Genomic DNA, 21,617 nt, shown 5'->3' with positions numbered 1-21,617 from the left:
GTGCCAACGACACGCCTCAGCACCGAACCCACCGCCGTCCTCGTCCTCGAGGACGGACGACGATTCCGGGGACAGGCCTACGGCGCCCGAGGCCGCACCCTGGGCGAGATCGTCTTCGCCACCGGCATGACCGGGTACCAGGAGACGCTGACCGACCCGAGCTACGCCGGCCAGATCGTCGTGCAGACCGCGCCCCACATCGGCAACACCGGGACCAACGACGAGGACATGGAGTCGCGCCGCATCTGGGTCGCCGGCTACGTCGTCCGCGACCCCTCCCGCGTCGTCTCCAACTTCCGCGCGCAGCGCTCCCTCGGCGACGACCTGGAGACCGACGGCATCGTCGGGATCTCCGGCGTCGACACCCGGGCGATCACCCGCCACATCCGCTCGGCCGGCTCGATGCGCGCCGGCGTGTTCTCCGGCGAGGACCTCGCCCTCCCCGAGGAGGAGCAGCTCGCGCTGGTCCTCGGCGGCCGGCAGATGCAGGGGCTCAACCTCTCCTCCTCGGTCTCGACCGACGAGCAGTACACGGTGCCCGCCCGCGGCGAGCGCGTCGGCTCGGTCGCGGTCATCGACCTGGGGGTGAAGACGTCGACGGTCGACTACCTCGCGGAGCGCGGCTTCGACGTGCACGTGCTGCCCGAGTCGGTGACCGCCGAGCAGGTGCTCGCGCTCGACCCGTCCGCGCTCTTCTTCTCCAACGGCCCCGGCGACCCCGAGGCCTCGGACCGCCACGTCGAGCTGCTGCGCACCACGCTTCGCGCCGACCTGCCGTTCTTCGGCATCTGCTTCGGCAACCAGCTGCTGGGGCGCGCTCTCGGATTCGGCACCTACAAGCTCCCGTTCGGCCACCGCGGGATCAACCAGCCCGTGCTCGACAAGCTCACCGGCCGCGTGGAGATCACCTCGCAGAACCACGGGTTCGCCGTGGACGCGCCGATCGAGGGCGAGCTGGACTCGCCCGAGGGCTTCGGCCGCGTCGAGGTCAGCCACTACTCCCTCAACGACTCGGTCGTGGAGGGCCTGCGCTGCCTCGACATCCCCGCCTTCTCGGTGCAGTACCACCCGGAGGCGGCGGCCGGCCCGCACGACTCCAACCACCTCTTCGACCGCTTCCGCGAGATGGTCGTGCAGCGCACGGCCGGGCGCGGGGCCTCGGAGCCCACCGACATCCCCACGACCAGCAGCATCGGAGAGCAGAAGTAATGCCGCGCAGGGAAGACATCCAGAGCGTCCTGGTCATCGGCTCCGGCCCGATCGTCATCGGACAGGCCGTCGAGTTCGACTACTCCGGCACCCAGGCCTGCCGCGTGCTGCGCGCCGAGGGGGTGCGCGTGATCCTCGTCAACTCCAACCCGGCGACGATCATGACCGATCCCGACTTCGCCGACGCCACCTACGTGGAGCCGATCACGCCCAAGGCGATCGAGGCGATCATCGCCAAGGAGAAGCCGGACGCCATCCTGCCGACCCTCGGCGGGCAGACGGCCCTGAACGCGGCCATCCAGCTGCACGACCTCGGGATCCTCGGGAAGTACGGCGTCGAGCTCATCGGCGCGAGCTTCGAGGCGATCAACCGCGGCGAGGACCGCCAGATCTTCAAGCAGCTGGTGCTGGACGCGGGCGCCGACGTCGCGAAGTCCTACATCGCGCACACCGTCGACGAGGCGATCGAGTACGCCGAGGACCTGGGCTACCCCCTCGTCATCCGCCCGTCGTTCACCATGGGCGGCTTGGGCTCCGGCTTCGCCTACACCCGCGAGGAGCTGGTGCGGATGGTCGGCGACGGCCTGCACCAGAGCCCCACCACCGAGGTTCTCCTGGAGGAGTCGATCCTCGGCTGGAAGGAGTACGAGCTCGAGCTCATGCGCGACACGGCCGACAACACGGTCGTCGTCTGCTCGATCGAGAACGTCGACCCCGTCGGCGTGCACACGGGCGACTCGATCACCGTCGCACCGGCGCTGACCCTCACCGACCGCGAGTACCAGAAGCTGCGCGACATCGGCATCCGGATCATCCGCGACGTGGGCGTGGACACGGGCGGCTGCAACATCCAGTTCGCGATCGACCCGGCGGACGGCCGGATCATCGTCATCGAGATGAACCCGCGCGTCTCCCGCTCCTCCGCCCTCGCCTCCAAGGCGACCGGCTTCCCGATCGCCAAGATCGCCGCGAAGCTCGCCATCGGCTACCGCCTGGACGAGATCCCGAACGACATCACCAAGGTGACGCCGGCGAGCTTCGAGCCGACGCTGGACTACGTGGTCGTGAAGGTCCCGCGGTTCGCGTTCGAGAAGTTCCCGGCCGCCGACAAGACGCTGACCACGACCATGAAGTCGGTGGGCGAGGCGATGGCGATCGGCCGCAACTACGCGCAGGCGCTGCAGAAGGCGCTCCGCTCGCTCGAGAAGCGCGGCTCGTCGTTCCACTGGGGGGCGCAGGAGCGCTCGGTCGAGGAGCTCCTCGAGATCGCGAGGACCCCGACCGACGGCCGCATCGTCACCGTGCAGCAGGCGCTGCGCCTGGGAGCCACGGTCGAGCAGGCGTTCGAGTCCACGAAGATCGACCCCTGGTTCCTCGACCAGATCGTGCTGATCAACGAGATCGCCGACCTGGTGCGCGAGCACGACGGCCTCGATGCCGGACTCCTCCGCCTCGCGAAGGACCACGGCTTCTCGGACGCGCAGATCGCCGAGCTCCGCGGGCTCGACGAGGCGGAGGTCCGCCGCACCCGCTACGCGCTCGACGTGCGCCCGGTCTACAAGACCGTCGACACCTGCGCGGGCGAGTTCCCGGCGCTCACGCCGTACCACTACTCCTCGTACGACGAGGAGACGGAGGTCGTCGCCGCCGACCGCCGCAAGGTCGTCATCCTGGGCTCCGGCCCCAACCGCATCGGCCAGGGGGTCGAGTTCGACTACTCCTGCGTGCACGCCTCGTTCGCGCTCTCGGACGCGGGCTTCGAGACGATCATGATCAACTGCAACCCCGAGACGGTCTCGACCGACTACGACACCTCGGACCGCCTCTACTTCGAGCCGCTGACTCTCGAGGACGTGCTCGAGGTCATCCACGCGGAGTCGCAGTCCGGCGAGCTCGTCGGCGTCGTCGTGCAGCTGGGCGGCCAGACGGCGCTCGGGCTCGCCGCGGGCCTCGAGGCGGCCGGCGTGCCCATCCTCGGCACCACCCCCGCGAACATCGACCTAGCGGAGGAGCGCGGCGCGTTCTCGCGGATCCTCGACGAGGCGGGACTTCTCGCCCCGCGCAACGGCACCGCGACCGACCTCGACGGCGCCCGCGAGGTCGCGGTGGAGATCGGCTACCCGGTCCTCGTCCGTCCGTCGTTCGTCCTCGGCGGGCGCGGCATGGAGATCGTCTACGGCACGCCCCAGCTCGAGGACTACTTCGAGCGGATGGCCGGCGAGGGGATCATCGACGAGGCGCACCCGCTGCTGGTGGACCGCTTCCTCGACGACGCGATCGAGATCGACGTCGATGCGCTCTTCGACGGCGAGCAGCTCTACATCGGCGGCGTGATGGAGCACATCGAGGAGGCCGGCATCCACTCCGGCGACTCGGCGTGCACGCTCCCGCCGGTGACGCTCGGCCGCCGCCAGATCGACCAGGTGCGGGAGGCGACCCTCGCGATCGCGCAGGGCGTCGGAGTCCGAGGACTGCTGAACGTCCAGTTCGCGATCGGCCAGGGCGTGCTCTACGTGCTCGAGGCGAACCCCCGGGCCTCGCGCACCGTGCCGTTCGTGTCGAAGGCGCTGGGCATCCCGCTCGCGAAGGCCGCGTCGCGCCTGATGGTGGGCGAGACCATCGCCGCGCTGAAGGCCGAGGGCCTGCTGCCCGAGCGCGACGGCTCCGACGTCCCGATGGACTCTCCCATCGCGGTGAAGGAGGCGGTCCTGCCGTTCAAGCGCTTCCGCACCAAGGAGGGCCAGATCGTCGACTCGCTGCTCGGGCCCGAGATGCGCTCCACCGGCGAGGTCATGGGGATCGACCGCGACTTCCCCCGCGCCTTCGCGAAGAGCCAGGACGCCGCCTACGGCGGCATGCCGGCGAGCGGGACCGTCTTCATCTCGGTCGCCGACCGCGACAAGCGCTCGATCGTCCTGCCCGCGCTGCGCCTGCGCCAGCTCGGCTTCGACATCCTCGCGACCGAGGGCACGGCCGAGGTGCTGAACCGGAACGGGATCCAGGCCCGCGTGGTCCGCAAGTACAGCGAGACCGCCGAGGGCGACGCGCCCTCCATCGTCGAGCTGATCGCCCGCGACGAGGTCGACGTGGTGATCAACACGCCCAGCGGAGGAGCGACCCGCGCCGACGGCTACGAGATCCGCGCCGCCGCGGTCGCCGCGGACAAGCCGCTGTTCACCACGATCGCCCAGCTCGCGGCCGCGGTCGCCTCGCTCGACGCGGCGAACGAGCCCTTCGAGGTGACGAGCCTGCAGGACTACGCCCTGCGCCGCGCGGAGCGCACCGCGTGAGCGGCGGCGCGGCGGGCACCGCCTCCTTCGGCTCGCGCCTCGAGGCGGCGTTCGCCGCGCACGGCCGTCTCTGCGTCGGGATCGACCCGCACGCGTACCTCCTCGACGCGTGGGGCCTCGCCGACGACGCGGCCGGGCTCGAGAGCTTCGGCCGCACGGTCGTCGAGGCGGCGGCCGGCCGTGTAGGCGTCGTCAAGCCGCAGATCGCCTTCTTCGAGCGGCACGGCTCGGCGGGCTACGCCGCGCTCGAGCGCGTGCTCGCCGACGCCCGAGAGGCCGGACTGCTGGTGATCGCCGACGTCAAGCGCGGCGACATCGGCACGAGCGTCACCGCCTACGCCGAGGCGTGGCTCCGGCCGGGCTCGCCGCTCGAGGCGGACGCCATGACCGCGGCGGCCTACCAGGGGCTCGGCTCCCTCGAGGGGATGCTGACCCTCGCCGAGGAGGCGGGCAAGGGCGTGTTCGTCCTCGCAGCCACCTCGAACCCCGAGGCCCGCCCCGTGCAGCGCGCCCTCGTGCAGGACGGCGGCCGGGCGGGATCCACCGTGGCACGCGCGGTCGTGGCGGACGTGTCATCCTGGAACGACGCTCACGCTCGCGCGTCGATCGGCTCGGTCGGCGTGGTGCTCGGCGCCACGGTCGCCCTGGGCGACTTCGGCATCGGCATCGACGAGCCGCTGCACCCCGCACTCCCGGTGCTCGCGCCCGGCTTCGGCCACCAGGGCGCGGCCGGCGCGGACGCGCAGCGGCTGTTCGGCGCGCTGAGCGCCGCCACCATCGTCAGCGAGTCGCGCAGCGTGCTCGGCGCCGGCCCCTCGGGGATCGCGGCCGAGATCACCCGCCGCGCGACCGACATCCAGGAGACCCTTGTCCGCTGAAACCGTCAGCCCCGATCCCGGCGCCGCCTCGCGCCCGGAGGCCGTGCGCCGTCCCTCGCCGCCCGAGGTCGACCGGCGCGCCGCCTCCGAGGCCGCGATCGCGGCGCGCCGTGCCCGCGCCGCCGTCAAGAAGGCCGTCGCCGCCGGACGCCGCCCCGCGACCGCCGTGCTCGCGGCGGCCCAGGCCGAGCCGCTCGGAGTCGAGGGGCGGATGCGCGTCAGCGAGCTGCTCCGCGCGGTGCCGGCGCTCGGCGTGGTGAAGACGCCCCGGGTGATGGACCAGCTGCGGATCGCCGAGTCGAAGCGCCTCGGTGGGCTCGGTCGGCGCCAGGTCGAGGGCCTGGCGTCGTTCCTCGAGGAGCGGGAGTCCCGGCAGCGCCGCCCCGGCCGCAACCGCCTGCTCGTCCTCGCCGGTCCGACCGCGGTCGGCAAGGGCACCGTGTCGACCTACATCCGCGAGAACTACCCGGACGTCCTGCTCTCGGTCTCGGCCACCACCCGGGCCCCGCGTCCGGGCGAGGTGGACGGCGTCAGCTACTACTTCGTCGACGACGCCGAGTTCGACCGGATGGTCGCGGCGGGGGAGTTCCTCGAGTACGCCGTCGTCCACAACGCGCACCGCTACGGCACGCCCCGCGGCCCCATCGACGCCGCACTGGAGCAGGGCCGCCAGGTGATGCTCGAGATCGACATCCAGGGTGCCCGCCAGGTGCGCGAGCGGATGCCGGACGCGCGGCTGGTCTTCCTCCTGCCGCCGACCTGGGACGAGCTGGTCCGCCGACTGGTCGGCCGCGGCACCGAGAGCGCGGAGGAGCAGGAGCGCCGCCTGGCCACCGCGAAGGTGGAGCTGGCCGCGCAGGACGAGTTCGATTTCGCCGTCGTCAACAGCACCGTGCCCGAAGCGGCCCGCGAGGTCGTAGAATTGATGTCGCCTCGTGCCGACGGCGCGCCCGCTGACCCGGGCCGCTGACACCGGGCCACCGACCACCTCCGGGCCGACGCCCCGGGTCCCACCGGGCACACGCCCCTCGGAGCCCGCGCGCCGTGTTGCTCCGGAGCCGCAGATCGGCGCTGATGCGCCTGCAAGGAGACACCCATGGCCAACAACCTCGGCATCATCGACCCGCCCATCGACGAGCTCCTCTCGAAGGTCGACTCCAAGTACGCGCTGGTGATCTTCGCCTCCAAGCGCGCCCGCCAGATCAACGACTACTACGCCGACCTCCACGAGGGCAGCCTGTTCGACAACGTCGGCCCGCTGGTCGACTCCACCATCGACGACAAGCCCCTCTCGGTCGCACTGCACGAGATCAACGAGGACAAGCTCGTCGCCAAGCCCCTCGCCGAGTAGTCCCCTCCGGGTGGGCTCCTCTCTCGAGGCCGGCCGACGGCTCAACGTCGTCGTCGGCATCACCGGCGGCATCGCCGCGTACAAGGCCGTCGGAGTCGTCCGCGCGCTGGTCCTCGCGGAGCACGACGTGCACGTCGTCGCGACCGAGGCCGCGCTGCGCTTCGTGGGGAAGCCCACCCTCGAGGCCATCTCGCGGAACCCGGTGCACACCGAGCTCTACGAGGGCGTCGCCGAGGTCCGGCACGTAGCCATCGGCCAGGCCGCCGACCTCATCGTGATCGCGCCCGCGACGGCGCACACGCTCGCCAAGCTCGCCGCCGGCCTCGCCGACGACCTGCTCGGCAACACGGTGCTCGCGAGCACCGCCCCGCTCGTGGTCGCCCCCGCGATGCACACCGAGATGTGGGCGAACGCCGCCACCGTCGCGAACACGGCGGTGCTCCGCTCCCGCGGCGTGCACGTCGTCGGCCCCGCGGTCGGCCGCCTCACCGGCGCCGACTCGGGCCCCGGCCGCATGGAGGAGCCCGAGACGATCGTGGCGGAGGCCCTCGCCGTCCACGCCCGCTCCGCCTCCGCCCGCCGCGACCTCGCGGGCGTGCGCGTCCTCGTGACCGCCGGCGGCACCCGCGAGCCCCTCGACCCGGTGCGCTTCGTCGGCAACCGCTCCAGCGGCAGGCAGGGCGTCGCGCTCGCGCTGGCCGCTGCGGCCCGGGGCGCGGAGGTCACCCTCCTCGCCGCGAACCTCGACGTGCCGGCGCCGGAGGGCGTCACGGTCCTCCCGGTGGGCACCGCGCTCGAGCTGCGCGAGGCCGCTCTCGCCGCGGCCACCGGCGCGGACGTCGTGATCATGGCCGCGGCCGTCGCCGACTACCGGCCCGCCGCGGTCGCCGACGCGAAGATCAAGAAGGAGCAGCAGGGCGACCGTCTCGTCCTCGAGCTCGTCAAGAACCCGGACGTCCTCGCCGAGATCTCCGCCTCCCGGCGGGAGGGGCAGATCGTCGTCGGCTTCGCCGCGGAGACCGAGCCGGACCGGGACGCGATGCTCGCGCTCGGCCGCGCCAAGATCGCCCGGAAGGGCTGCGACCTGCTCGTCCTCAACAGGGTGGGCTGGGCCGAGGGTTTCCAGAGCGACAGCAACGCCGTCGTGGTCCTCGATCGGGCCGGCGATATAGTTGGCGAGGCCTCGGGCAGCAAGGCGGAGGTGGCCGATCGCGTCCTCGACGCGGTCGTGCGCTAGCCCCGCCGGTCCGCCCGCCCAGGCGCCGATCGCCTGCCGCCCGGCATCGCGCCCGCCAGGCCACTCCCGGTACGAACGACCCCGGTCCGCACGAGCCGGGACGAGAAGAGAAGCATGACCTCCGGTCCCCTCCGCCTGTTCACCTCCGAGTCCGTCACCGAGGGCCACCCGGACAAGATCTGCGACCAGATCTCGGACCGCATCCTCGACGCCCTGCTCCGCGAGGACCCGCACAGCCGGGTCGCCGTCGAGACGCTGGTCACGACGGGGCTCGTGCACGTCGCGGGCGAGGTCTCCACGAGCGGCTACGTCGAGATCCCCAAGATCGTGCGCGACACGATCGTCGAGATCGGCTACGACTCCTCGGAGAAGGGCTTCGACGGCCGCTCCTGCGGCGTCTCGGTCTCGATCGGCCAGCAGTCGCCCGAGATCGCGGCGGGCGTCGACACGGCGCTCGAGGTCCGCTCCTCCGAGGCGGGCGAGGACGCCTTCGACCGCCAGGGCGCGGGCGACCAGGGCCTGATGTTCGGCTTCGCGACCGACGAGACCCCCGAGTACATGCCGCTGCCGAGCTGGCTCTCGCACCGCCTCGCCGAGCGCCTGGCCGCCGTCCGCAAGTCGGGCGAGCTCGACTACCTCCGACCCGACGGCAAGACCCAGGTCACCATCGGCTACGACGGCACGACGCCGTCCACCATCGACACCGTCGTCCTGTCCACCCAGCACGCCGAGCACGTCAGCACCGAGACGATCCACGCGGACATCGCGGCGCACGTCATCCGCCCCGTCCTCGAGACGGTCGACCTCGACTCCTCCGCCGTGCGCCTGCTGATCAACCCGACGGGCCGCTTCGAGATCGGCGGCCCTCAGGGCGACGCCGGGCTCACCGGCCGCAAGATCATCGTCGACACCTACGGCGGAGCGTCCCGCCACGGCGGCGGCGCGTTCTCGGGCAAGGACCCGTCGAAGGTGGACCGCTCGGCCGCCTACGCCATGCGGTGGGTCGCCAAGAACGCGGTCGCCGCGGGGCTCGCCTCGCGGCTGGAGGTGCAGGTCGCCTACGCCATCGGCAAGGCGGCCCCGGTCGGCCTCTACGTCGAGACCTTCGGCACCGGCACCGTCTCCGACGAGACGATCACCGAGGCGATCCGCTCGGTCTTCGACCTGCGCCCGGCCGCGATCATCCACGCACTCGACCTGCTCCGCCCGATCTACGCGCAGACCGCGGCCTACGGCCACTTCGGCCGGGAGCTCCCCGACTTCACCTGGGAGCGCCTCGACCGGGTCGACGACCTGCGCTCCGCCGCGGGCCTCTCGTAGCGGGCGCGGCGGCGATGGCGACGAGCGGAGCCGTCGCGCGCGTGCTCCTGGACTCGCCCCTCCCGCAGCTCGACCGGCTCCTGGACTACGCGGTGCCGGAGGCGCTGCGCGGCGGGGTGGTCCCCGGCGTGCGCGTGCGGGTGCCGTTGCGGACCGGAGGCCGGATCGCCGACGCGTTCGTCGTCGAGACGGGGGAGGGGACCGAGCACGCCGGAGCGCTCAGCGGCATCGAGGAGCTGGTCTCGCCGCTCGTCGTGCTGACCCCGGAGGTCTGGGCCCTCGCCCGCCGGGTGGCCGACCGCGCCTCCGGGGGCGCGAGCGACGTGCTGCGCCTGGCCGTGCCGCGCCGCCACGTCCGCGTCGAGAAGGCGCGACTCGCCGCGGGTCCCGCTCCTGCGGCGCCCGCGGTCGAGGCGGGCGGCGTGACGGGCTACCCCGACGCCTCCTTCGCGGGACTCGCCGAGGGGGCCCGGCTGGCGGTCGGCGCCGTGCCGGCTCCGGTGAGGCTCGACTCGGGCGCGTGGGTCGGCGGCTGGGCCGTCACGCTCGCCGAGCTCGCCCGGGACACGCTCGCCGCGGGCCGCGACGCGATCCTGGCCGTCCCCGACTACCGCGACCAGGAGCAGCTGGAGCTCGCTCTCGCCGCCCTCGTCCCCGCGGAGGCGGTGGTGCGCCTCGATGCGCGGCAGAAGGGCGCCGAGCGCTACTCCGCCTTCGTCCGCTGCCTCGATCCCGGGCCGCGGGTCGTCGTCGGCAACCGCTCCGTCCTCTACGCGCCCTCCTCCGCCCTCGGCCTGATCGCGCTCTGGGACGACGGCGATCCGCTCTTCGCCGAGCCGCTCGCGCCCTACGCGCACGCCCGCGACGTCGCCCTGGTGCGGCAGGAGCAGAGCGGCGCCGGCCTCGTCCTGCTCGGCAACACGCGCACGGTCGAGGTCGAGCGGCTCGTCGAGATCGGCTTCGCGACCGAGGTGGAGCCGCGGCCGAGCCGCCGCCCGCACGTCGTGCCGACCGCCCAGCAGTGGGCGGCCGACGAGCACGACGCGGCAGCGCGCATCCCCTCCTCCGCCTGGCGGGAGGCGCGGAAGGCCCTCGACTCCGGTCCCGTGCTCGTCCAGGTCGCGCGCCCCGGCTACGCGCCGGTGGTCGCCTGCGCCCGCTGCCGGACCGTCGCACGCTGCAACCGCTGCCAGGGTCCGCTCGGCGTGCACTCCGAGGGCGGGCGGCCGAGCTGCGGCTGGTGCGGCCTGATCGCGGCCGACTGGACCTGCTCCGTCTGCGAGGCGACGGCTCTGCGCCTCGTCTCCCTCGGCGCGGGCCGCACCGCGGAGGAGCTCGGACGCGCCTTCCCGGGTGCCAAGGTGATCGTCGCCGACGGGCAGCGCCCCGTGCTCACCCTCCCCGACGAGCCCGCGCTCGTCGTGGCCACGCGCGGGGCGGAGCCGCGGGCCGACGGCGGCTACCACGCCGTCCTGCTGCTGGACGGCGAGCGGATGCTGGCCCGCGAGAGCCTGCGGGTCGCCGACGACGCGCTCCGCACCTGGTCGAACGCCGCGGCGCTGGCCCGCCCGGGCGCGCCGGTCCTCCTGGTCGGGGTCGGTGGCCGGCTCGCGACCGCCCTGGCGACCTGGCGGCAGGCCGAGTACCTCCGGGCCGAGCTCCAGGAGCGGCGCGCTCTGCGCTTCCCGCCCGCGGTGCGCCTGGCCACGGTGAGCGGCGACGCGCACGCGGTGGAGGAGGCGCTCGACGCGCTCGACGAGGACGACCGGCACGAGGTCCTCGGTCCTGTCGGGCTCGAGGACGGCTCCGTCCGGGCGATCGTCCGGTTCGACTACGCTCGCGGTGCGGATGTGGCCGCGCGCCTCCGCTCCGCCGTGATCCGCAACGCCACGCGCCGTCGTCGCCCGCCGACCACGCCCGGCCGCTTCCGGCCGGCCCCCCGGCTCCGGGTCCGTCTCGACGACCCCGACATCCTCTGACTCCCCAGGAGACCCCCGTGCGCCTCGTCTTCGCCGGCACGCCCGCCGCCGCCGTTCCGACCCTCCGCGACCTCGCCGCCTCCGCGCACGAGGTCGTCGCCGTGGTCACCCGGGAGGACGCCCCGGTGGGCCGCAAGCGCGTGCTCACCCCCTCGCCGGTCGCCGTCGCGGCCGAGGAGCTGGGGATCCCGGTGATCCGGGCGAACCGCCTCGACGAGGACGTGACCGACCGGATCGCGGGCCTCGCCCCCGACCTCGGCGTGATCGTGGCCTACGGCGGCCTCGTCCGGCAGCGCCTGCTGGCGGTGCCGCGCCTGGGCTGGATCAACCTGCACTTCTCCCTGCTGCCGCGCTGGCGCGGGGCGGCTCCCGTCCAGCGGGCGCTGATGGCGGGCGACACGCGGATCGGCGCGAGCGTCTTCCAGCTGGTCGCCGAGCTCGACGCCGGTGACGTGTACGCCGAGCTCGCCGTCGACGCGGGGGAGCGCACCGCGGGCGAGCTGCTGACGGAGCTGGCCGGGAGCGGCGCCGGCCTCACCCTCGGCGTGGTCGACGCGCTGGAGGAGGGCACGGCCGTCGCGACTCCGCAGACCGGAGAGGCGACCCCCGCTCCCAAGCTCGACGCCGCCGACGGCCGGATCGACTGGAGCCTCCCGACCGCGCGGGTCCTCGCGCTCGTGCGCGGAACGACTCCCGAGCCCGGAGCCTCGACCGCGGTGGGGGACGCGCGCCTCAAGGTGCTCGCGGTCCGCGCGGCCGAGGGGGACCTCGCTCCCGGCGTCGTCCGCCTCGACTCGGGGCGCGCCCTCGTCGGCACCGCGGACGGAGCGGTCGAGCTGGTCACCGTCCAGCCCGCCGGCAGGACCCCGATGGCCGGCGCCGCCTGGGCCCGCGGCCTGCGCGAGAGCACGGTGCTCGCATGAGCGCCCGTCGCGAGGCCGCTCCCGCCCGCCGGGTCGCCTACGACGTCCTGCTCGCGGTGAGCGGGTCGGACGCCTACGCCAACCTGGTCCTGCCCGCGCGGATCAGCGCCGCCGGCCTCTCGCCCGCCGACGCGGGACTGGCCACCGAGCTCTGCTACGGCACTCTGCGGATGTCCGGCTACTACGACCGCGTGATCGCCCTCGCGGCCGGCCGGTCCGTCGAGAGCATCGATGCGCCCGTGCTCGACGCGCTGCGCCTGGGCGTGCACCAGCTGCTCGCGACCCGCGTGGCCCCGCACGCCGCGGTGAACGAGAGCGTCGCGCTCGTCGCGGCCGGCTCCTCGCGGGGAGCAGTGGCCTTCGCCAACGCCGTGCTGCGCGCGGTCTCGCGCTCGAGCGCCGGCGAGTGGCGCGAGCGGGTCTCCGCGGCCGCGGTCTCCGGGGACGACCGGATCGCCGCGCTGAGCTCCCACCCCGTGTGGATCGTGCGCGCCCTGCGACGGGCGCTGGCGGCGGAGGGGGCGGCCGACGAGCTCGACGCGCTGCTCGCCGCCGACAACGCGGCTCCGCGCGTGAACCTGGTGGCTCTGCCGGGCCTGGCGTCTCCCGGCGAGATCGCCGACGCCGAACCCGACCGGTTCTCGCCGGTCGGCATGACCAGCACCGGCGGCGACCCGGAGGCGTTCCCCGCGGTGCACGAGGGCCGCGTGCGCGTGCAGGACGAGGGCTCCCAGCTCGCCGCTCTGGCGCTCTCCCGGGCACGGCCGGTCCGCCCGGGCGAGCGCTGGCTCGACCTGTGCGCGGGACCCGGCGGCAAGGCGGCGCTGCTCGCGGCGGAGGCGCGCGCAGGAGGGGCGGCGCTGCTCGCCAACGAGGTGGTCCCGGGCCGCGCGGGCCTGGTGCGGCAGGCGCTGGCCGCCGTCGACCCGTCGGTCGAGGTGCGCACCGGCGACGGGCGCGACCTGGGCGACGAGCAGCCGGGATCGTTCGACCGCATCCTCCTCGACGCGCCGTGCACCGGTCTCGGTGCGCTGCGGCGGCGGCCGGAGGCGCGCTGGCGCAAGTCCGCGGCCGACGTGGAGCCGCTGGCCGCACTCCAGGGCGAGCTGCTCGACTCCGCGGTGAGGGCTCTCGCTCCCGACGGTCTGCTGGCCTACGTGACCTGCTCGCCGCACCTCGGCGAGACCCGGCGCGTGCTCGCCCTCGCGCAGGAGCGGCACGAGCTCGAGCTCGTCGACACGCCGGCCGTGCTGCGCGCGGTGACGGCGGACCCGCTCCCGCTGCCGGACGGCCCCCTCCACGTGCAGCTCTGGCCGCACCGGCACGGCACCGACGCCATGTTCGTGCAGCTCCTCCGCCGCCGGCCCCTCGAGGCGGCGTCCGGAGACGCCTGAACCCTCCGGAGCGGGAACGCGCTCGGCCGGGCGGACGCGGAGGACGCTCCGATCTAGGCTGGAGGCATGCCCGCACGGATCAACCCCAGCATCCTCTCCGCCGACTTCGTGAACTTCGAGGCCGAGCTGCAGCGCATCGCCGGAGCCGACCTCGTGCACGTCGACGTGATGGACAACCACTTCGTGCCGAACCTCACTTTCGGGCTGACCATGGTCCAGCGCCTCCAGGACGTCTCGCCCCGGCCGCTCGACCTGCACCTGATGATCGACGACCCCGACCGGTGGGCCCCCGACTACGCCGAGACCGGCGCCTACTCCGTGACCTTCCACGCCGAGGCCGCGCGCGACGCCGTGGCCCTCGCGCGGCGCCTGCGCGAGATCGGCTCGCGGGCGGGGATCGCGCTCAAGCCGGGCACGATGGTGGACGACTACCTCGACCTCCTGCCCGAGTTCGACCAGGTCCTCGTGATGACGGTCGAGCCCGGCTTCGGGGGCCAGTCCTTCATGGAGGAGACGATGCCCAAGCTGCGCACGCTCCGGAACGTGGTGGACCGCACCGGGCTCGACGTCTGGCTCCAGGTCGACGGCGGGATCGCACCCGGCACGATCGAGATCGCAGCGGAGGCGGGAGCCGACACCTTCGTCGCGGGCTCCGCGGTCTTCGGCGCGGACGACCCGGAGGCCGCGATCGCGTCGCTGCGCGAGACGGCGACCGCTCACCTGCACCGGCACTGAGGCGGCCCGCGCCCCGCCGCCGTATAGACTTCCCCGGTGAAAACTTTCGACGACCTCTTCGCTGAGCTGGGCGAGAAGGCCGCCGCCCGTCCCGAGGGTTCGGGTACCGTCCGCGAGCTCGACGCCGGCGTGCACTTCATCGGCAAGAAGATCGTCGAGGAGGCCGCCGAGGTGTGGATGGCCGCCGAGTACGAGGGCGACGAGCGCACCGCCGAGGAGATCTCGCAGCTGCTCTACCACCTCCAGGTGCTCATGCTCGCCAAGGGACTGACGACGGCCGACGTCTACCGGCATCTGTGAGCCCCGCCCCGCTCGCCGGGGTGCGCCTCCGCTCCGCGCCGTCGCGCCCGCACGCTCCCCGAGGAGCAGTGCCGCCCCCTGAACAGCCGTCGAGTCATGAAGGACGTCCCGTGACCACCACCCCCGCCCCGGCGCTCCTGCGCGTCGCCGTCCCCAACAAGGGCTCCCTCTCGGAGACCGCCGGTCAGATGCTCGCGGAGGCCGGCTACACCGGCCGCCGCGACCCGAAGGAGCTGCACGTCGTCGACGAGCGCAACGGGGTGGAGTTCTTCTACCTGCGCCCGCGCGACATCGCCACCTACGTCGGCTCCGGCGCTCTCGACGTCGGGGTCACCGGCCGCGACCTCCTGATCGACTCCGGCTCCGAGGCGCGCGAGATCGCGAGCCTCGGCTTCGCGAACTCCACCTTCCGCTTCGCCGGGCCCGCCGGCCGCTACGACGAGCTCGCGCAGATCGACGGCCTCCGCGTGGCGACCAGCTACCCGGGCCTCGTGGGCCGCTTCCTCCGGGAGCACGGCGTCGAGGTGACGCTGATCCGCCTCGACGGCGCGGTCGAGTCCGCGATCCAGCTCGGCGTCGCCGACGTCATCGCCGATGTCGTCGAGACCGGCACCACGCTCCGCAAGGCCGGCCTCGAGATCTTCGGCCCGGTCATCCTGGACTCGACCGCAGTCCTGGTCTCCGCCGCAGGGGAGCCCGAGGGCATCCCGGTGCTGCTGCGCCGCCTGCAGGGCGTGCTGGTCGCCCGCGAGTACGTGCTGCTCGACTACGACTGCCCCGTCGCGCTCCTGGAGAGCGCCACGGCGATCGCCCCGGGCTTCGAGTCCCCGACGGTCTCGCCGCTGCACGACGCCGAGTGGGTGGCCGTCCGCGTGATGGTGCCGCGCTCGGACATGAACCAGGTGATGGACCGCCTGTACGACCTGGGCGCCCGCGCGATCCTGGTCACCTCCATCCACGCCGCGCGCCTGTAGAGGGGGAGCCGATGAGTCTCGCCGTCCGCGTCATCCCCTGCCTCGACGTCGCCGCCGGCCGCGTCGTGAAGGGCGTCAACTTCCAGAACCTGCGCGATGCGGGCGACCCCGTCGAGCTCGCCCGCCTCTACTTCGAGCAGGGCGCCGACGAGCTGACCTTCCTCGACGTCACCGCCACGGTCGACGACCGCTCGACCACCTACGACGTGGTGCGGGCGACCGCCGAGCAGGTCTTCATCCCGCTCACGGTCGGCGGAGGCGTGCGCAGCGCCGAGGACGTCTCGCGACTGCTCGCGCACGGCGCCGACAAGGTGGGCGTCAACTCCGCCGCGATCGCCCGGCCCGAGCTCCTCGGCGAGATCGCCGACGTCTTCGGCGCGCAGGTGCTCGTGCTCTCGCTCGACGTCAAGCGGAGCGACGCCACGGCGTCCGGCTTCGTCGTCACCACTCACGGCGGACGCCGCGAGACCGAGCTCGACGCCCTGGCCTGGGCGGCCGAGGCCGTCGAGCGCGGCGCCGGGGAGCTGCTGGTCAACTCCATCGACGCCGACGGCACCAAGCAGGGCTTCGACCTCGAGCTGATCGCCGCGATGCGCGAGCTGAGCTCCGTGCCGGTCATCGCCTCCGGAGGCGCCGGCGCCGTCGAGCACTTCGCTCCGGCCGTCGACGCGGGAGCCGACGCCGTGCTCGCCGCCTCCGTCTTCCACAACCGCGAGCTGACGATCGGCGACGTCAAGCGCGCGCTCGCCGCCTCCGGGATCGAGATCCGATGACCCCCGCAGAGCTCGACGCCGTCCTGGACCGCGCCGCCTTCGATCCGACCGGGCTCCTGCCCGCGATCATCCAGCAGCACGACACCCGCGAGGTGCTCATGATGGGCTGGATGGACCGCGAGGCTCTCCGGCGCACCCTCACCGAGGGCCGCGTCACCTTCTGGTCGCGCTCGCGCCAGGAGTACTGGCGCAAGGGCGACACGTCCGGGCACGCGCAGTACGTGCGGGGTGCCGCCCTCGACTGCGACGCCGACACCCTGCTGGTCCAGGTCGAGCAGATCGGCGCAGCCTGCCACACGGGCGAGCACGCCTGCTTCGACGTCGACCCCCTCGTGCCGTTCACCGGCCTCGTCCCGGCGGAGTGAGCATGAGCGGACGGCGGCTGAAGTACACGGCGATCCTCGGGGTCGTGCTGCTCGCCGCGCTCGAGCTGACCGCCTCCACCCAGACCTGGTCCACGCTGACCCTGGCCGCGATGGAGGGGGAGGGCCAGCGGATCGACGTGGCCGGGACCGTCGCCGCGCCCGCGCTCTCCGCCCTGGCGCTCGCGGGCCTCGCTCTCGCCGCGGCCCTCGCCATCGCCGGCCCCGTCTTCCGGATCGTGCTCGGTGTGCTCCAGGCCGTCCTCGGCGCCTCGGTGGTGCTCGCGGCCGCGACGGCACTGGGCGACCCCGTGCGCGCCGGCGCCTCGCTGGTCACGGAGGCGACCGCCATCGCGGGGGAGCAGTCCGTCGCCGCGCTCGTGGCCTCGTCCTCCGCGACGGCCTGGCCCGTCGTCGCCCTGGTCTGCGGCGTGCTCACCGCGTTGCTCGGGATCGGCGTCCTCGCGACCTCGCGCCGCTGGCCGGGAGCGGCGCGGAAGCGCGCGTCCCGCTTCGAGCCCGCCGACGGCTACGGCCACGGCGCGTCGACCGTGCAGACGGACGACGGCGACATCGACCCGGTCGTCTCGTGGGACGAGCTCTCGCGCGGCGACGACCCCACCTCGGGCCGCTGACACCGGCCGGGGTCGTGTCCGGCGGTCCGGCATCCCCGCCTCCTGCAGGCGGCTGCGCAGGCGAGTCCGGGGCCGGGCGCTCAGGCGCCTCACGCTAGACTGCTCTGGTCCCGATGCACCCCCAGGAGGAGACCCATGAGCACCGAGCACGACGACGACAACCACGGCCACTCGCCCGCAGCGTGGACGGCCGTCGTCATCATGCTGGTCGGATTCACGATCGGCACGATCGCGTTCTGGTTCGACGTGCCCCTGGTGGTCTGGCTCTCGGCCGGCCTGGTCGTGGTGGGTCTGCTCGTGGGCATGGGCATGGCCAAGGCGGGCTACGGCGTCAACGGCGCGAAGGCGAACCCGAAGGCGCGCGCCTAGGTGCTCGCCGACCTCACCGCCGGCGCCCTGGCCGACGCGGCCCGGCGCCGCGAGAGCGCCCCGCTCGAAGCCGTCGAGCGCCGCGCGCTCGCCCAGGCGCCCGCCCTCGACGCCCTGGCCGCTCTGGCCCCCGCCGAGCGCGTCAGGATCATCGCCGAGGTGAAGCGCGCCAGCCCGTCGCGCGGAGCCCTCGCCGACATCCCCGTCCCCGCCGAGCTGGCCGGACAGTACGAGCTCGGGGGAGCGAGCGCGATCAGCGTCCTCACCGAGGAGCGCCGCTTCAAGGGGTCCCTCGCGGACCTCGAGGCGGTCCGCGAGCGCGTGTCGATCCCCGTCCTGCGCAAGGACTTCGTCGCCGAGCCGTACCAGGTCCTCGAGGCCCGCGCGGCCGGAGCCGACCTGGTCCTCCTCATCGTCGCCGCGCTCGAGCAGCCCCTGCTCGCCGAGCTGCACGCCCTCGTCCTCGAGCTGGGGATGACCCCGCTCGTCGAGACGCACTCGGCCGACGAGCTCGAGCGGGCTGCCGACCTCGGCGCGCGGCTCATCGGCGTGAACGCCCGCGACCTCTCCACCTTCCAGCTCGACCGCGACCTCTTCGGCCGCCTCTCCGAGCGCTTCCCCGACGACGCGGTGAAGGTGGCCGAGTCGGCCGTCCTCACCGCCGACGACGTCGCGCACTACCGCGGCTGCGGAGCCGACGTCGTCCTCGTGGGCGAGGCTCTCGTCACCGGCGGCGACCCCGTCTCCACCCTCGCCGGCTTCCTGGCGCACTGACCACTCCGATAGGCGGTACCCACATGGCACTCCGGGATGAACTCGGCCCCTACTTCGGCGAGTTCGGCGGACGCTACGTCCCCGAGTCCCTCGTCGAGGCCCTCGACGAGCTGAGCGCCGAGTACGAGCGCACGAAGGTCGACCCCGCGTTCGCGGCCGAGCTGATGGAGCTGCACCGCAGCTACACCGGCCGTCCGTCGATCATCACCGAGGTGCCGCGGTTCGCCGAGCACGCCGGCGGTGCGCGGATCATCCTCAAGCGCGAGGACCTCAACCACACCGGCTCGCACAAGATCAACAACGTGCTGGGCCAGGCGCTGCTCACCAAGCGGATCGGCAAGACCCGCGTCATCGCCGAGACGGGAGCGGGCCAGCACGGCGTCGCGACCGCCACGGCCGCCGCCCTGTTCGGCCTCGACTGCGTGGTCTACATGGGCGAGGTCGACACCGAGCGCCAGGCCCTCAACGTCGCCCGCATGCGCCTGCTCGGCGCCGAGGTGATCCCCGTGACGACCGGCTCGCGCACCCTCAAGGACGCGATCAACGACGCGATGCGCGACTGGGTGACGAACGTGGGCACCACGAACTACATCTTCGGCACCGTCGCGGGCCCGCACCCGTTCCCGGCTCTCGTCCGCGACTTCCAGAAGATCATCGGCGAGGAGGCGCGCGAGCAGGTCCTCGAGCTCACCGGCTCGCTGCCCACCGCGGTCACCGCCTGCGTCGGCGGCGGCTCCAACGCGATGGGGATCTTCCACGCCTTCCTCGACGACCCCGACGTCCGCCTCGTCGGCTTCGAGGCCGGCGGCGACGGGATCGAGACCCCCCGCCACGCGGCGACCATCAGCAAGGGCCGCCCCGGCGTCCTGCACGGCGCCCGCAGCTTCCTCCTCCAGGACGAGGACGGCCAGACCGTCGAGTCGCACTCGATCTCGGCCGGCCTCGACTACCCGGGCATCGGACCGGAGCACGCGTGGCTCTCGAGCATCGGCCGCGCCGACTACCGCGCGGTCACCGACTCGGCCGCGATGGACGCGCTCATGCTGCTCAGCCGTACCGAGGGGATCATCCCCGCGATCGAGTCCGCGCACGCGCTGGCCGGCACGCTGGAGCTCGGGCGCGAGCTCGGCCCCGAGGCCACCATCCTGGTCAACCTCTCGGGCCGCGGCGACAAGGACATGACGACCGCTGCGCACTACTTCGGCCTCATGGACCAGGGCGCGGTGCAGTCGTGAGCGGCCGCGGACCGAGCGTCGCCGAGACCGTCCGGCGCCGGAACGAGGAGGCGGCGGGCGCCCTGATCGGCTACCTCCCCGTCGGGTTCCCCGACCTGCCGACCAGCATCGACGCCGCCGTGGCCATGGCCGAGAACGGCGTCGACGCGATCGAGCTCGGTCTGCCCTACTCCGATCCGGTGATGGACGGACCCGTCATCCAGGAGGCGACCCAGGCCGCCATCGCGGGCGGCTTCCGCCTCCGCCACGGCTTCGAGGCCGTCCGCGAGATCCGGGCGCGCGTCGACGTGCCGGTCCTGGTGATGACCTACTACAACCCCGTCCTGCAGTACGGGGTCGAGCGCTTCGCCACTGATCTGGCCGAGGCCGGCGGGTCCGGCCTCATCACGCCCGACCTGATCCCGGACGAGGGCGCCGAGTGGCTCGCCGTCTCCGAGCGGCTCGGACTCGACCGCGTGTTCCTCGCGGCGCCGTCCTCGACGGACACGCGCCTGCGCCAGGCCGTCGACTCGAGCCGTGGATTCGTCTACGCGGTCTCGACGATGGGCATCACCGGCGCGCGCACCGACGTCGACTCCGCGGCCCGCACCCTGGTCCACCGCCTCCGCGCCGCCGGCTCCGAGAGCGCGTGCGTCGGCCTGGGCATCTCGACCGGCGAGCAGGTCGCCGAGATCCTCGCCTACGCGGACGGCGCCATCGTCGGATCCGCCCTGGTGCGGGCGCTGGCGTCCGGCGGGGTCGACGCGGTCGCCGAGACCTCCCGCGGCCTCGCCGAGGGCACCCGCCTGCGCTCCGCGCGCTGACACCCTCCCGCTACAATCGGGATGCCCTCCGGGGCGCGGCCGAGCCGTGCCCGGGGGACCCCCTCCTTCGAAAGGTCGAGTACCGGTGTCCGTACCGCTGAGCATTCCGAGCCCCCCCGACGCGTGGAGTCAGTACGACCTCACGATCGGCACCTTCACGCTCGCGATCCACACCTACGCGCTCTGCATCCTCGCGGGGATCATCGTGGCGACGATCATGACGAACCAGCGGCTCAAGCGCCGCGGCGCGGAGCCGTGGGTCGTGCTCGACATCATCATCTGGGCCGTGCCGCTCGGCATCGTCGGCGCCCGCGCCTACCACGTGCTCACCCACCCCGGCGACTACTTCTACGACGGCGCCGACCCGTGGGAGGTCGTCCGCATCTGGAACGGCGGCAACGCCATCTTCGGCGGGCTGATCGGAGGCGCGGTCGGCGCGTTCATCGGCTGCCGCTGGACAGGAGTGCGGTTCTGGACCTTCGCCGACGCCCTCGCCCCCGGCATGCTCGCCGCGCAGGCGCTCGGGCGTCTGGGCAACTGGTTCAACCACGAGCTCTTCGGCCTGCCCACGACCCTGCCCTGGGGCCTCGAGATCGAGACCACCAACCCGGCCTTCCCCGTCGGCCTCCCGGCGGGCACGCTCTTCCACCCGACCTTCCTCTACGAGATCCTCTGGAACGTCGTCGGCATCGCGGTCATCCTCCTGCTCGAGCGCCGTCTCAAGCTGCAGTGGGGCACCGTCTTCGCCGCCTACCTGATCTGGTACGGGATCGGCCGCGTCTGGTTCGAGTCCATCCGGATCGACCCGAGCGAGTTCTTCTGGGGCATCCGCACCAACGTCTGGGCCGCGCTCATCGCCGTGGTCATCGGCCTGGTCCTCGTGGTGATCCAGAAGCGCGAGCACCCGGGCGCCGAGCCCTCGGCCTACCGGCCGGGTCGCGAGTGGACGCCCGCCCCGGCTGCGGTAGAATTCGAGGACGTCGAGTCCGACTCCGACGACACCACCACCCCTGCTTCCGGCACCGACGCCGAGAAGCCGACGGTCTCCCGCACCTGACGGAGGTCGCGGAGCCTCC

General features: G+C 73.4%; 21 protein-coding genes. All 21 read left to right on the top strand.

Annotation, left to right across the window (positions count from 1 at the left end; translation table 11 throughout):
- The 21 genes from carA to lgt all read left to right on the top strand — a co-directional run bounded on the left by carA (position 1) and on the right by lgt (position 21,598).
- A complete protein-coding gene (carA, locus tag C5C39_RS08640) occupies positions 1 to 1,209 on the top strand; it encodes a glutamine-hydrolyzing carbamoyl-phosphate synthase small subunit (RefSeq protein WP_104250389.1) in 1,209 nt (402 codons plus the stop codon).
- Complete coding sequence (carB, locus tag C5C39_RS08635) at positions 1,209 to 4,499, top strand: carbamoyl-phosphate synthase large subunit (protein WP_104353139.1); 3,291 nt, start codon at positions 1,209 to 1,211, stop codon at positions 4,497 to 4,499. The genes carA and carB overlap by 1 nt, the downstream gene beginning before the upstream one ends.
- Complete coding sequence (pyrF, locus tag C5C39_RS08630) at positions 4,496 to 5,377, top strand: orotidine-5'-phosphate decarboxylase (RefSeq protein WP_104353138.1); 882 nt, start codon at positions 4,496 to 4,498, stop codon at positions 5,375 to 5,377. Before carB ends, pyrF begins: the two co-directional genes overlap by 4 nt.
- A 43-nt stretch (positions 5,378 to 5,420) precedes the next feature.
- The gene (gene gmk, locus C5C39_RS08625) at positions 5,421 to 6,347 is read left to right on the top strand and encodes a guanylate kinase (RefSeq protein ID WP_104348685.1); all 927 of its coding nucleotides are present in this window, start codon (positions 5,421 to 5,423) and stop codon (positions 6,345 to 6,347) included.
- A gap of 126 nt (positions 6,348 to 6,473) precedes the next feature.
- A complete protein-coding gene (gene rpoZ, locus C5C39_RS08620; protein ID WP_104221835.1) occupies positions 6,474 to 6,728 on the top strand; it encodes a DNA-directed RNA polymerase subunit omega in 255 nt (84 codons plus the stop codon).
- A 10-nt stretch (positions 6,729 to 6,738) separates the two neighbouring features.
- A complete protein-coding gene (coaBC, locus tag C5C39_RS08615; RefSeq protein ID WP_104292131.1) occupies positions 6,739 to 7,965 on the top strand; it encodes a bifunctional phosphopantothenoylcysteine decarboxylase/phosphopantothenate--cysteine ligase CoaBC in 1,227 nt (408 codons plus the stop codon).
- A 114-nt stretch (positions 7,966 to 8,079) separates the two neighbouring features.
- On the top strand, positions 8,080 to 9,285 hold the full coding sequence (metK, locus tag C5C39_RS08610; protein ID WP_104221839.1) for a methionine adenosyltransferase: 1,206 nt from the start codon (positions 8,080 to 8,082) through the stop codon (positions 9,283 to 9,285).
- A 14-nt stretch (positions 9,286 to 9,299) separates the two neighbouring features.
- Entirely contained in the window at positions 9,300 to 11,264 is a 1,965-nt protein-coding gene (locus C5C39_RS08605) for a hypothetical protein (protein WP_104353137.1), read from the top strand.
- A gap of 17 nt (positions 11,265 to 11,281) precedes the next feature.
- Positions 11,282 to 12,187 carry a methionyl-tRNA formyltransferase gene (locus C5C39_RS08600; protein WP_104353136.1) on the top strand — a complete coding sequence of 302 codons (906 nt, stop codon included), beginning with the start codon at positions 11,282 to 11,284 and terminating at the stop codon, positions 12,185 to 12,187.
- Positions 12,184 to 13,581 (top strand): RsmB/NOP family class I SAM-dependent RNA methyltransferase, encoded by a 1,398-nt coding sequence (locus C5C39_RS08595; protein WP_104255377.1) that lies wholly within the window; start codon positions 12,184 to 12,186, stop codon positions 13,579 to 13,581. The genes C5C39_RS08600 and C5C39_RS08595 overlap by 4 nt, the downstream gene beginning before the upstream one ends.
- 66 nt (positions 13,582 to 13,647) lie before the next feature.
- Entirely contained in the window at positions 13,648 to 14,316 is a 669-nt protein-coding gene (gene rpe / locus C5C39_RS08590; RefSeq protein WP_104232661.1) for a ribulose-phosphate 3-epimerase, read from the top strand.
- Between the two features lie 36 nt (positions 14,317 to 14,352).
- Positions 14,353 to 14,616: a phosphoribosyl-ATP diphosphatase gene (locus C5C39_RS08585; protein ID WP_055791842.1), complete on the top strand. Its 264-nt coding sequence runs from the start codon at positions 14,353 to 14,355 to the stop codon at positions 14,614 to 14,616.
- A gap of 110 nt (positions 14,617 to 14,726) precedes the next feature.
- On the top strand, positions 14,727 to 15,590 hold the full coding sequence (hisG, locus tag C5C39_RS08580; protein WP_104221851.1) for an ATP phosphoribosyltransferase: 864 nt from the start codon (positions 14,727 to 14,729) through the stop codon (positions 15,588 to 15,590).
- An 11-nt stretch (positions 15,591 to 15,601) separates the two neighbouring features.
- Positions 15,602 to 16,363, top strand: coding sequence for an imidazole glycerol phosphate synthase subunit HisF (hisF, locus tag C5C39_RS08575; protein ID WP_104221853.1), 762 nt, complete (start codon positions 15,602 to 15,604; stop codon positions 16,361 to 16,363).
- The gene (gene hisI, locus C5C39_RS08570) at positions 16,360 to 16,728 is read left to right on the top strand and encodes a phosphoribosyl-AMP cyclohydrolase (RefSeq protein WP_104353135.1); all 369 of its coding nucleotides are present in this window, start codon (positions 16,360 to 16,362) and stop codon (positions 16,726 to 16,728) included. Before hisF ends, hisI begins: the two co-directional genes overlap by 4 nt.
- Positions 16,729 to 16,730: 2 nt before the next feature.
- Complete coding sequence (locus C5C39_RS08565; protein WP_104353134.1) at positions 16,731 to 17,360, top strand: Trp biosynthesis-associated membrane protein; 630 nt, start codon at positions 16,731 to 16,733, stop codon at positions 17,358 to 17,360.
- A gap of 135 nt (positions 17,361 to 17,495) precedes the next feature.
- Complete coding sequence (locus C5C39_RS08560) at positions 17,496 to 17,729, top strand: DUF6704 family protein (RefSeq protein WP_104221860.1); 234 nt, start codon at positions 17,496 to 17,498, stop codon at positions 17,727 to 17,729.
- A complete protein-coding gene (gene trpC, locus C5C39_RS08555) occupies positions 17,730 to 18,503 on the top strand; it encodes an indole-3-glycerol phosphate synthase TrpC (protein ID WP_104353133.1) in 774 nt (257 codons plus the stop codon).
- 23 nt (positions 18,504 to 18,526) lie between these two features.
- Positions 18,527 to 19,738, top strand: a complete 1,212-nt coding sequence (gene trpB, locus C5C39_RS08550) for a tryptophan synthase subunit beta (protein ID WP_104295337.1) — start codon at positions 18,527 to 18,529, stop codon at positions 19,736 to 19,738.
- Positions 19,735 to 20,541, top strand: coding sequence for a tryptophan synthase subunit alpha (gene trpA, locus C5C39_RS08545; protein WP_104353132.1), 807 nt, complete (start codon positions 19,735 to 19,737; stop codon positions 20,539 to 20,541). Before trpB ends, trpA begins: the two co-directional genes overlap by 4 nt.
- Positions 20,542 to 20,626: 85 nt before the next feature.
- Complete coding sequence (gene lgt, locus C5C39_RS08540; protein WP_258059820.1) at positions 20,627 to 21,598, top strand: prolipoprotein diacylglyceryl transferase; 972 nt, start codon at positions 20,627 to 20,629, stop codon at positions 21,596 to 21,598.
- Positions 21,599 to 21,617 lie beyond the last annotated feature (19 nt).

Source organism: Rathayibacter sp. AY1F3 (genome assembly GCF_002931975.1).
In the GTDB taxonomy this organism is placed as follows: domain Bacteria; phylum Actinomycetota; class Actinomycetes; order Actinomycetales; family Microbacteriaceae; genus Rathayibacter.
This window is presented reverse-complemented; position numbering and strand designations above follow the sequence as displayed.